Source organism: Nostoc sp. NMS2 (genome assembly GCF_017115105.1).
In the GTDB taxonomy this organism is placed as follows: domain Bacteria; phylum Cyanobacteriota; class Cyanobacteriia; order Cyanobacteriales; family Nostocaceae; genus Nostoc.
Genome location: NZ_JABXKH010000108.1, coordinates 1 through 12,293, shown reverse-complemented (window position 1 = coordinate 12,293; position 12,293 = coordinate 1). Strand labels below are relative to the sequence as shown.

Annotated in this window: 7 protein-coding genes; 3 read left to right on the top strand and 4 right to left on the bottom strand. The window is 40.3% G+C overall.

What is annotated here, in order from left to right:
- Positions 1-11: 11 nt before the first annotated feature.
- The 3 genes from HWQ36_RS19475 to HWQ36_RS19465 form a co-directional block, all read right to left on the bottom strand.
- Positions 12-1,307 carry a response regulator gene (locus HWQ36_RS19475; RefSeq protein ID WP_292705370.1) on the bottom strand — a complete coding sequence of 432 codons (1,296 nt, stop codon included), beginning with the start codon at positions 1,305-1,307 and terminating at the stop codon, positions 12-14.
- 5 nt (positions 1,308-1,312) lie between these two features.
- A complete protein-coding gene (locus HWQ36_RS19470; RefSeq protein WP_292705368.1) occupies positions 1,313-3,721 on the bottom strand; it encodes a hybrid sensor histidine kinase/response regulator in 2,409 nt (802 codons plus the stop codon).
- A 313-nt stretch (positions 3,722-4,034) separates the two neighbouring features.
- Positions 4,035-6,164 carry a serine/threonine-protein kinase gene (locus HWQ36_RS19465; RefSeq protein WP_292705366.1) on the bottom strand — a complete coding sequence of 710 codons (2,130 nt, stop codon included), beginning with the start codon at positions 6,162-6,164 and terminating at the stop codon, positions 4,035-4,037.
- Positions 6,165-6,353: 189 nt separating this feature from the next.
- Here HWQ36_RS19465 and HWQ36_RS19460 point away from each other — a divergent pair, with 189 nt between their 5' ends.
- Complete coding sequence (locus HWQ36_RS19460) at positions 6,354-7,052, top strand: rhomboid family intramembrane serine protease (RefSeq protein WP_292705365.1); 699 nt, start codon at positions 6,354-6,356, stop codon at positions 7,050-7,052.
- 386 nt (positions 7,053-7,438) lie between these two features.
- Positions 7,439-10,087 (top strand): PAS domain S-box protein, encoded by a 2,649-nt coding sequence (locus HWQ36_RS19455; protein WP_292705363.1) that lies wholly within the window; start codon positions 7,439-7,441, stop codon positions 10,085-10,087.
- Positions 10,088-10,147: 60 nt separating this feature from the next.
- Here the strand turns inward: HWQ36_RS19455 and HWQ36_RS19450 are convergent, their stop codons facing one another.
- Positions 10,148-10,453 carry a type II toxin-antitoxin system ParD family antitoxin gene (locus HWQ36_RS19450; protein ID WP_292705361.1) on the bottom strand — a complete coding sequence of 102 codons (306 nt, stop codon included), beginning with the start codon at positions 10,451-10,453 and terminating at the stop codon, positions 10,148-10,150.
- 371 nt (positions 10,454-10,824) lie between these two features.
- Between HWQ36_RS19450 and HWQ36_RS19445 the strand changes: the two genes are divergently transcribed.
- Positions 10,825-12,141: a 50S ribosome-binding GTPase gene (locus tag HWQ36_RS19445; protein WP_292705359.1), complete on the top strand. Its 1,317-nt coding sequence runs from the start codon at positions 10,825-10,827 to the stop codon at positions 12,139-12,141.
- Positions 12,142-12,293 lie beyond the last annotated feature (152 nt).

The window sequence follows — 12,293 nt, the reverse complement described above, 5'->3', positions numbered from 1 at the left end:
ATAATTCTCATTTATCGGATGGGTAGTTCAATTATAAATTCCATACCTTCACCTGGCTTGGAATCGTATGTGAGCTTGCCATGATGGTTATTAACCACAATTTGGTAAGCAATAGATAGACCAAGACCTGTTCCTTTACCGACAGGTTTTGTTGTGTAAAAAGCATCAAATATTTTTGTTTTATCTGCATTGTTTATACCTGAACCATTGTCGGCAACTCTTAAAATAACTTGCTCTCCAATTGCCTCAGTTTTAATTTTAATCACCCCAGGATTACGATAAATTGTATCAATATCTTGATTTTTATTTGTTTCTTCAATTGCATCGATTGCATTACAGATTAAATTCATAAAAACCTGATTAATTTCGCCGGGAAAACACTCAATGAGTGGCAAATCTCCATATTCTTTAACTAATTTGATGGCTGGGTGATGAGCATTTCGCTTAAACCGATGTCCCAGAATAAGTAATGTACTTTCTAACCCCTCATGCAAGTTAGATAGTTTTTTACCAGCTTCTCTGTGACGCGAGAAGTTGTTTAAATATGACACAATTTCTGTAACGCGGTTTGTGCCAACTTGCATGGATTGAATAATTTTAGATAAATCATCTAACAAAAAGTTGAGATCGCTTTTTTGAATTGCGCTTTTAATTTCATCTGGTGGTTCTGGTAGATATTTTTGATAGAGATGCAATAAACTAACTACCTCTTGTACATACTTGTCAACAAAATTTAAGTTGCCAGCTATAAAATTGATGGGATTATTAACTTCATGAGCAATTCCTGCTGTTAGTTGACCTAAAGCTGCTACCTTTTCTGCTTGAATCAGTTGAGTTTGAGTCTGTTGTAATTCGGCGTTTTTAGCAATCAAGGTTTTCGTCAAATTTCTCAGCTTGAGGTGATTTTCAATCCGCACTAAGACTTCTTCCTGCTGAAAAGGTTTAGTAATGTAGTCTACGGCTCCCAATTGCAAACCTTTGACTTTATCAGCAGTTTCTGAAAGGGCTGTCATAAAAATGACTGGAATATCTTGGACACGAGGATTGCTTTTTAGCTGTTTACAGGTTTCAAAACCATCTATACCGGGCATCATTACATCCAGCAAGATTAAATCAGGTAAATCATCATTTTCTAATCGCTGAAGGGCTTTCTCTCCACTACGGGCTGCCCAAACTTCAAAGCTAGACTGATCCAGAAAGCTGGATAAAACTTGTAAATTGGCAGGGTTATCGTCAACGACTAAAATAATTCCCCTACAAGGAGCATAATTGATAGAATTATTTTGGTTTTCAATAATAGTTTTCATACTGTTTACACCGCATATTTAGTTAAAAAAGTTAGAATTAAATCTTCATCAAATTGCCTTGCTAGTTGCCGTAGTTCATTAGCAAATGGTGCGAAGTTTGTGTCTATTTCTTCCAGTTGATCCGCCCACTTGAGAATGGCATTGAAGTTACCTTTACTGGCTAAGGTGACTAGTTCCTGCAACACCTGGGGGGAAGGAGGGGTTAATTGAGCAGTTGCTTCTTTGGCTTTTTCTCCTTCAGGCTGAGATTGCTTATAAATCCATAACAAATTTAAATATTGTTCTAGTTGATGCAATAATTCATCTACTTGTATGGGTTTGCTCAAGAAGGCGTTACCTCCAGCTTGCAGACTGCGATTTTGGTCGGCTTCAAAGACACTAGCGGAAGAAACGATAATCTTAACATCCTGAATTTCTGGAGTGTGACGCAGGTGTTTAATTAATTCAAACCCATCCATTTCTGGCATCAGCAAATCTGTGATGATTAAGTCTGGCTTGAGGGCGATCGCTATTTCTAAACCTTTTTTACCGTTGTTGGCTTCAACTACATCAAAACCCAGTGGTTGCAGTAAGTTTGTGATCACTGTGCGATTCTCCCAGCGATCGTCAACTATCAGGATGGTGTAGGGACTACCCTCAAAGCCAATGATTTGTTTCTCTGATGCAGTCATCGCAGATTGTACCCAGTCAGTCGCTTCGGGTATCTCTAACTCAAACGAAAAGCTACTCCCCTTACCGATCTGACTATGAACATGGATATCGCTACCCATCATCTGTACTAACTGCCGAGTAATAGCTAAACCTAGTCCAGTGCCTTCAGCTTGGCGCTTTTTCTCACCTACTTGTTCAAATGGTAAGAAAATTTGGCTCAATTCTGCGGGAGTTATACCAATTCCTGTGTCTTCTATAGTAAAGCGAAGGCGATGTTTCATTGTCTGCCCATCACTGGGAGGTTGATCGATTACTTCAATATTGAAATTAACCTGACCTTCATCTGTAAATTTGATGGCATTTCCCAGCAGATTTAATAGCACCTGACGTAATCTTTTGACATCAACATGAACCCCTGTAGGCAAGTTGATTGGGGGTTTATAGATAAACGAAATACCCTTTTGTTTTGCCCGAATGTGGGATATTTCGACAAGTCCTTGAAGAAAGGAGGGGAAATGCACATCATAAAGATGCAATTCTAGTTTTTTCGCTTCAATTTTGGAGAGATCCAAAATGTCATTAATTAAAGTCAGCAGATGAGAGCCGCATTGTTCAATAATATTGACGTGGTATTGCTCTTTATTAGGTAAAGCTGGGGAACGCAGCAAAATTTGGGCACAACCGAGAATGCCATTTAAAGGTGTTCGTAGTTCATGACTCATGTTGGCTAAAAATTCGCTTTTAGCATGGTTGGCTGTATCAGCCGCAGCTTTAGATTTTTTCAGTTCACGTTGTTCAAATGCTTGCACTTGCCACAAGACGGTAATCATGGTCAGTGTCAATCCACCGACAATTAAGGCAATGAAATCGAGGAATTGCAATCGAGATTCGATATTTTGGCGGGGAATCACCAAAGCTACAGACCAATTAGCGGTTTGCAACGGCAGATAAGCTACATACTTTTTAGTGCCGTCAATTTCCATTAACTCAATTCCCTGTTGTTTGTTTACCATTCGCTGGGCGATCGCATTTAAATTGCGATCGCCCATTTTCAGCAGGCTGAGTGCAGGTTTTTCTAAGGTTGACATCAATGCCGAGTTAGGATGCACGATCGCTTGTCCGTGAGAATTGAGAGCAAAAGCATAGCTGTTCGTGCCGTATTGCAGGGAGTTGACAACCTCTGCAATGTGATCGACTCTCACATTGCCTTGAAAGACTCCGATTGGTAAACTGCTGCTAGCAGAACTTGAGGAGATTGGAGTGGCGATCGCGATTAAAGGAATTCCTGTAGAACGGCTAATGAAGGGATCGGAAATGTTGCTCTTTCCCGCGATTGCTTTTTGAAAGTAGTCTCGATCCTGAATATTTTTATTTGTTCGACCAACTTTTGTATTGGAAAATGAACCATCTGGGTTAGCTATTTGGAAAAAGAAAAATTCATTGATCCGCTTGACTTCTGACTTTAAATAGGGTTCTGCCACAGACCAGTTTAAGGAGCGGACAGTTAAAGTATTAGCTAGGGTTTGTACCTCCGCTTGGCGAAGATGTAACCACTCTTCAATTTCACCACCCCCTCTCTGTACCTCTAAAAAAGCGCTATGTCTCAAATCTTTGAGCATCATATTTCTAGTGGCTTGATAGCTGAAATAGGCAGAAATACTGACTATAAGGGTAGTGCCACCAAGAATAAATCGAATTAGTAAATTTCGTGAAGGATGATTTTCTCTGTTAGTTGCTGATAGGCTGGAGTTTGCTTGTATCAAGGGTTAGCTCCTTAAGCACATAGTTTGGTAAGAAATTCTTGGTTATCTTTAGATTGCCCAAAAAATTACCGATGCTCACAGCTTTTGGTAAAATAAACAAGGAATTTATAGTAATGCCATGAATTATAAGTTTTTATCTCAAAATATTCTTGAAAATTAAATATAGTTATAATTACTGCTTTTAATTAAATGTTGTTAACAATTCGTAACTCATAATTACGAATTACGTAAAGCCTGCGGCATAGCTTCTCTTCGAGACGCTACGCGAACGCTTAACGCGGAGCGTGCCGGAGGCTCTATTACGAATTACGAATTAGGGCGTTGTTTGCGGTGGATTAGTAGGATTAGGAACTGGGATAACTGGCACAATTATCGGCTTTGGTTTCTCGCCTTGCAATTGAATTTGGGCTTGATTGCGTCCGTCTATTGCTTGTTGGTAATTAGGCTTGTATTTTATTGCTCGATCGTAAGACGCGATCGCATCTTGAAACCGTTTCAAATTTAGTAGAGCATTGCCTCTGCTATACCAGCTTTCAGAATGGTCTGGTTTATAACGAACTGCTTTATTATAAGATGCGATTGCATCTTCGTATTTTTGCAAAATGTATTGTGAATTTCCCAGATTATACCAGAGTTGATAGTCTTTTGACTTAAGTGTTGCGGCTTTATTATAAGATTTTATTGCTTCTTCATAGCGTTGGTTTTGATGTAACGACCAGCCTAAGTTATACCATGCTTGATAGTTACTAGGATTGTATTTAATTACTTGATTAAAAGATTCAATTGCTTCTGGATAACGTCGTAAGTTGAGCAGTGTATTGCCTCTCGAAAACCAGGCTTGATAATAATTTGACTTGTATTGTACAGCTTTCTCATAAGCGTTAAACGCATCTTGGTAGCGTTGCAAATTAACTAATGCATTCCCTAAATTATACCAAGCTTGCTCGTAGTCTGGTTTTAAATCAACGACTTTTTGGTAGGCTGCGATCGCTTCTTCATATCGGTTAGAATTCTTTAAAGCTAATCCTTTTTTGTACCAAGCTTCGTAATTATCTGATTTGAATTCAATCGCTTTTTCATAAGCTTTAATTGCTTGGTCATATTGGTTTAAGTTACTAAAAGCTTCACCCTTAGCATTCCAGACTTCTGAGCTTTCATTATTTAATTGTAAGGCTTTGTCAAAAGATGCGATCGCTTCTTGATATCGCTGTAGACTTGCCAAGACAAAGCCGCGTCCACTCCAAGCTTCAAAATAATCTGGCTTAATTTGAATTGCTCTATCATAGGCAGCTAATGCTTGTTTAGATTTTTTTAACTTATACAGTGTTTTGCCTTGACCATTCCAGGCTTGAGCATAATCTGGTCTAATATTAACGGCTTTTTCATATACTTCTAATGCGTCTTGATAGCGTTGCAAATCAAAAAGTGTATTTCCTTGCTTGGATAATTCTATAGCGTTATTAGAATTAATGTGATTTAAAATAAATATTGATGCAATTCCACTTATCCCCACTAAAAATATTGTTAGTAAAACTTTACCTAAAACACCTTTTTTCGGTTGTGGTTTAGTTATATTTTTGGGTAGAGAAATAGGAGTTAACGCTATTGTTTCAACTGGTGGTAGTGTTAACTCTTTCAGCGCTTGTAATGCTACTGTAGCCGAAGGATAACGCTGTCGAAAGTCGTAGCACACCATTTTATCTAAAAATTGAGCAAACTCTGGCGTTACTGTGGCTTTATCGCGCCAGATAATCTCATTAGTTTCAGCATCTTTTACTATTTCCTCTGGTGATAATCCAGTGAGAGCTTGAATAGCAATGATTCCCGCAGCATAAATATCACTGCTTAATTTTGGCGTACCATGAGCTTGTTCTCCAGGGATATATCCAGGCGTACCTATGGCAACAGTACCTTTAGTTGAACCTTCGGGAGTAATTACTTGGGTAGTAATTTGTTTAACCGCACCAAAATCAATTAAGATTAATTTGCCATCCGGGTGTCGTCTGAGGATATTTCGGGGGTTGACATCACGATGAATTACATTCTGTTGATGGACAAATTCTAGAATTGTCAAAAGTTCTTGTAAAAGTGAAATTACTTGCTCTTGGCTAAGGGTTTTACCTGGTATTAATTCTTGACTCAGATCGTGACCTTCAATCAATTCCTGCACCAAGTAAAATTCGGCATTTTCCTCAAAATAAGCTAAAAGTTGGGGAATGCGATCGTGAGTTCCCAATTTATACAGAACTTGTGCTTCTGTATCAAATAAACGCCTAGCCGTCTCTAAAGTTACCGGATCATTTGCCTGGGGTTTGAGTTTCTTGACGACACATTGAGGTGAACCGGGTAATTGAGTATCATAAGCAACAAAGGTTTCACCAAAACCCCCTCCTCCCAAGTTACTAATAATTTGGTATCTTCCAACAAGTGTGTTTCCTAGCATCTCGTTTGCCTACTTAAGTGCGATGCGATCTGATTTCAATCTTGCCACACGTTAAGGGGTATAGGGGGAGTAGGGAGTAGGGAGTGGGGAATGGGGAATGGGAAGCAGATAGGAATATTTTGTGTTTATGAATTACGAATTACGAACTTGTACTGAGCGAAGTCGAAGTATTACGAATTACGAATTAGTATGATTCCTATTAGTGATAACATTCGTTATTGGAATAAGCCGATTATTAATTATTGGCTGATTGGCATTAATATTGCCGTGTTTTTATGGGAACTCAAATTAGAATTTAGTGATACATTGGGCTATTTTGTCAATAGTTGGGGTGTGATTCCGGCTCAGATTAGTGGGGCAATTACAAATGCTCTCTTTTTCAACTCTGCTGCTTGGATAATTGTAATTTGGCGGATATTTTCACTACTTTTTGGCATATTTCTGCACGGCAGTTTTAGTCAAATATTGGGAAATATGCTATTTCTGTGGGTTTTTGGTAAGACTGTAGAAAATATTTTGGGACACAGACGCTATCTTATATTTTATCTGGCGGCTGGCATTTTAACAGGGGTTGTACAAATTCTAGCTGCACCGAGTTTGACAGTACCATTAATTGGGAGCAATGGCGCGATCGCAGCTATTTTAGGGGCATATATTATGAAATTTCCTAAAGCTAAAATTCACACCATTTTGCCGTTAATTATTGTGTATATTCCTATCGAACTTCCCGCCTTTCTCTATATACTTTGGTGGTTTGTGCAACAATTATTTTATGGTATCGGGAGTTTAAATATTCCCCCCATTGGCGTAAATCAATCGGGTGTTGTCTTCTGGGGGCAGGTTGTGGGATTATGTATTGGTGCGGCTTTCATGCGATTGAAGAGATAATTGATTTGACTTGTCTTTAGATATAGCTCTTAAATATCAAAAGATGTCTTTTGGCTAAAACTCTTAAAGGATGTTTGAAAAGTTCTTAGTAATGTATCAAATCTTTTTAGATCCCCCTAAATCCACGCCACTTGCTTCATTTGGGGAGACCCCAAGACCGCAGTGGCTCCCCGATAAATTGGGGGACTTTGATCCGGTTCCCCCCTTTTTAAGGGGGGTTAGGGGGGATCAATAAGTGCTAAAGATACAGCCAAATACTTTTCAAACAACCTTTTATGTGCCTTTTGATGGATTGCATTTTTTAGCTTAAAAATTCATACTGCTAAAACTAGGGTATGCCTACTCTTCAAGTCAGTGTTATTTTTATTCATAAGCGGTTTATTAAAATGCAAAATGTTGATAAAATTAATTATAAACTTACTGATGAATTAGCAGTTTTACGGCAGCGTATAGCTGAGTTAGAGCAATCAGAAATATTTTATCGGCAAAAGCAAGCAGCACTAGAAGAGCAATTAACTAAACTGGCAATATCGGCACAAAGTTCGCATATTTCGGTTTTTGAATATGACATTGAGTGCCACGTTGAACAAGAAAAATTTACAGGCTTTAATGTGACAACAGATGTAGCAGTGACTTTACAGCAACTTCAACAAGAAATTGCACAGCGACAGCAGCTAGAAGTAGCCCTGAGAGATAGTGAAGAACGGCTGAGGCTAGCTCTGGATGTTTCTCAGATGGGCTTGTGGGATTGGAATATTTTAACCAATCAAGTCATTTGGTCTGAAAATTATGAACTGCTTTTTGGTCTACTTCCAAGTAGTTTTGATGGCCCTTATGAAACGTTTCAGAAGTGCGTTTATCCCGAAGATAAGCAATCTGTAATGCAAGGGATCGGTCATGCTTTGGCACAAAAGACTGAATACAACGATGAATTTCGGATAGTTCGCTCAGACCAAAGTGTACATTGGATTTCTGCCAAGGGAAAATTTATCTATGACGAGCAGGGACAAGCGGTGCGAATGATCGGCGTTTGTATGGAAACTACTGTGTGCAAACAGGCTCAAGAAAGTACTCGTGAACTAACCACACAAGTCAGAGAACAGGCAAATATTTTAAATGCCATTCTCACCGCCTCAGTCGATCACATTTATATCTTTAATCGCAGAGGTTGCTATCAGTATGTTAGTCGCGATGGAGCTACTATATTAGGTTTTAAACCCCAGGATCTTGTCGGAAAGACTTTGCAAGAACTGGATTTACCCACAGACCTTGTAGAACAGGTAGATAATCAACTAAAAGCTGTAATCAAAACTGGGAAGCCCATCAAGGATGAGTGTAAATATGTAACTGCTGATGGGGTGCATTATTATGAATACATCCTGACACCATTACGGAATTTAAACCAAAGTATTGAAGGCGTAATTACTGTTTCTCGTGATATTACCGAACACAAACGGGCAGAAAAAATATTACGCGAAAGTGAAGCTCGATTTCGGCGTTTGTTTGAGTCTAACCTGATCGGGGTTGCTTTTTGGAATGTGGATGGCTTTGTTATTGATGCTAATGATGCCTTTCTTCAACTAGCTGGCTACACTCGTGAGGAATTTGCCATTTTAGGTAGAATTAATTGGCGAGAACTTACTCCTACTGAGTATAAGTATTTAGACGATCGCGCCATTTTAGAGGTGCAAACGACTGGAGTTTCCAAAATTTACGAGAAAGAGTACATTCAACGCAACGGAAAGCGAGTCCCAATTGTTTTGGGAGTAGCCTTCCTGAATGACTCCCAAGAACATGGTGTTGCTTTTGTACTAGATATTACCGATCGCAAATTAGCCGAAAAAGAATGCGATCGCCTCCTTGAATGCGAAAGGACAGCACGCCAACAAGCAGAGATGGCCAACCAAATTAAAGATGAGTTTCTGGCGGTTCTCTCTCATGAACTGCGAACCCCACTCAACCCCATCTTAGGATGGTCAAAAATGTTGCGGAATCGTAAGTTTGATGAACAAACTACTAACCGCGCCTTAGAAACTATTGAACGCAACGCCAAGTTACAAACCCAACTAATTGAAGATTTGTTGGATGTCTCTCGCATCCTGCAAGGAAAATTAAACTTAAATATCTGTCCAGTGAACTTGGTAATGGTAGTTGAAGCTGCACTAGAGACAGTAGAATTAGCAGCACAAGCTAAGTCGATCAAAATTCAGACCATGTTTGATGTCAGTTTAGGACAAGTGATGGGCGATACAAATCGGCTCCAGCAAGTTGTGTGGAACCTGCTTTCTAATGCGGTAAAATTTACCCCAGCAGGAGGACGGGTAGAAGTTCGACTCATGGAAGCTGGTAATCAGATTAAAATTCAAGTCAGCGATACAGGTAAGGGAATTAACCGAAACTTTTTGCCTTATGTGTTTGACTACTTTCGCCAAGCTGATGGTACAACTACACGGACATTTGGCGGACTAGGTTTAGGATTAGCGATCGTGCGTAAGGTTGTAGAAATGCACGGGGGGAAAGTTCAAGCTGAAAGTCCTGGAGAAGGATCGGGTGCAACCTTCACTGTTGAGTTACCGCTTTTGGTGAGAAGTGAACAGGTTCGGCATGAAGAGAATGAGTCTTTAGATTGTCAGCCTGAATCATCACTCCTTTCAGCCACTCAAGTTTTGGTGGTGGACGATGAACCCGATATCCGCGACTTAGTGAGCTTCATTTTGCAAGACTATGGTGTACAAGTAACCTCTGTATCCTCAGCGCAGGAGGCGTTACAGGCGTTGTCTGAGTCGATACCAGATGTTTTAATTAGTGATATTGGAATGCCAAAGACAGACGGTTATATGCTGATGCGGGAAGTGCGATCGCGATCGCCTCAAGAAGGAGGACGTGTACCAGCGATCGCTCTCACAGCTTATGCAGGCGAAATGAATCAGCAGCAAGCACTAGCAGCCGGATTTCAAATGCATATTTCCAAACCAGTAGATCCAGATGTATTGGTGAAAGCGATCGTCAATTTGATTGAGCCAAGCCATTCGTGAGAGTTTACAGCCATTTTTAGGTAATTAGACCACGCGGTAGGGGCAATTCATGAATTGCCCCTACGACAGATGTAGTTTAAATAGTTTAAAACCTCGCACCTCTCTACAAGACTCACTCGCGTTCGTGGGCGAAATTCTAATTTTTTCTTGAAATCTAGCAAAAACAACTTCACCATCAGTTAATTGCCCGTTAGCAATTTGTTTAGTTCCCACCGCAATTTTTTGGCGTAATTCTTCAACTCGCCGTTCTCTTTCTTGAAGCAACTTAAAAGCTTCATTGATCACATCCTCTGCATTAGCAAATCTACCACTTGCAATTTGTGCTTGAATAAATTGCTCTATTTCTGACTTGAGTGTGATATTCATAACTTGTACCTCAGCTAAAAAATGGATGCATTAACTTTGTTTTAACAACATCGCCACATTCTCTGCAATTCTCTCGCTATGTTAATTACGAAAAGCAAGCCGAACATTAGGATAACATCTTACTCATAGTTGATGGAATGTGATAAAAAATACTTTTAAGTCAGTGTGTAATTTAAAATATCGCGACAAGCCAAAACGGTAAATGTAATCAAAAAACGCGATCGCTCAGATTTATCCACTACTAACGGTACTGGTTATCCCTTTGAGAATCGCTATAAGATTATTAAAATATTCTTCTAGATCAACAACTTCAATCTTAAACACCATAAAGTGTGCTGAATTAAAGACAGGTATCTACCGTTTTGATGAAAATGACTGAGCAAGATGATTCTCAGCAATTGAGTGAACCGACCGATGCAACAACCACCAAGTCGGTTGATGATTCCTGGACAAACCGCATTGGTGGTGTCTGGAACAAAGCAACAACACGTTTAACCAAACTCCTACCCGTAGAACAACTGGCACAAACGGTTGTTGAATGGTTTAGCGTCAGTGAAACTCAGGTTGCAGAGATTTTAGAGAAAATTCGAGCCGAACTGCCAACCACAGAAGCATTGCTAATTGGGAAACCACAAGCCGGAAAAAGTTCAATTGTGCGGGGATTGACAGGAGTTTCGGCTGAGATTATCGGTCAGGGTTTTCGTCCGCACACGCAACACACGCAGCGCTATGCCTATCCTTCCAATGACCTACCGTTACTAGTTTTTACTGATACGGTGGGACTAGGTGATGTCAACCAAGATACCCAAACAATCATTCAGGAGTTAGTTGGCGATTTAGAAAAGGAAACTGGTTCCGCCAGAATCCTCCTTTTGACGGTCAAAATCAATGATTTTGCAACTGATACACTCCGACAAATTGCTCAAAAGTTACGCCAGCAGTATCCAAATATTCCCTGTCTGCTGGTAGTTACCTGCTTGCATGAAGTTTATCCTGCCGATACCGTCAATCATCCTGCCTATCCGCCAGATTATGAGGAAGTCAACCGCGCATTTGTGGCAATGCAGCAAGCCTTTGCCGGGATAACTGACCGCTCTGTACTAATTGACTTTACCTTAGAAGAAGATGGCTACGATCCGGTATTTTATGGCTTAGAGGCACTGCGAGATTCTTTGGCAGAACTACTCCCACAAGCAGAAGCGCAGGCGATTTATCAGCTATTGGATCGAGAAGAAGCTGGAAAGCAACTTGGCAACCTTTACCGAGATGCCGCCCGCCGTTATATTTTGCCATTTGCGATTATGTCTGCCACCCTCGCGGCTGTACCTCTGCCTTTTGCCACAATGCCTGTACTAACTGCCTTGCAAGTATCGATGGTGGGTATATTGGGTAAATTATATGGACAGACAGTTACACCATCACAGGCAGGGGGTGTTGTGAGTGCGATCGCAGGTGGTTTTTTAGCACAGGCAATTGCACGGGAATTAATTAAATTTATACCAGGTTTTGGGAGTGCGATCGCAGCGTCTTGGGCAGCTGCCTACACCTGGGCGCTAGGGGAAGCAGCCTGCGTTTACTTTGGTGATTTAATGGGAGGTAAGAAACCCGATCCCCAAAGAATTCAGTTAGTGATGCAAGAGGCGTTTCAGGCGGCGCAAGAACGGTTTAAGGGAATTCGTAATTCGTAATACTTCGGCTACGCTCAGTACAAGTTCGTAATTCGTAATTCGTAATAATGCTCTCTACTAGACGCGCAAGGGACGTTTAAGGGACTGACAAGAAATAAATTATTCCATCTTGTGGGGTGGGCATCCTGCCCGCCCTGAATATGGGACGGGTG

Bases quoted from the DNA above. Each gene is read 5' to 3' on its own strand.
- HWQ36_RS19450 (WP_292705361.1), bottom strand. From the start codon at position 10,453: ATGAATATCACACTCAAGTCAGAAATAGAGCAATTTATTCAAGCACAA.
- HWQ36_RS19475 (WP_292705370.1), bottom strand. From the start codon at position 1,307: ATGAAAACTATTATTGAAAACCAAAATAATTCTATCAATTATGCTCCT.
- HWQ36_RS19445 (WP_292705359.1), top strand. From the start codon at position 10,825: ATGACTGAGCAAGATGATTCTCAGCAATTGAGTGAACCGACCGATGCA.
- HWQ36_RS19460 (WP_292705365.1), top strand. From the start codon at position 6,354: ATGATTCCTATTAGTGATAACATTCGTTATTGGAATAAGCCGATTATT.
- HWQ36_RS19455 (WP_292705363.1), top strand. From the start codon at position 7,439: ATGCAAAATGTTGATAAAATTAATTATAAACTTACTGATGAATTAGCA.
- HWQ36_RS19465 (WP_292705366.1), bottom strand. From the start codon at position 6,164: ATGCTAGGAAACACACTTGTTGGAAGATACCAAATTATTAGTAACTTG.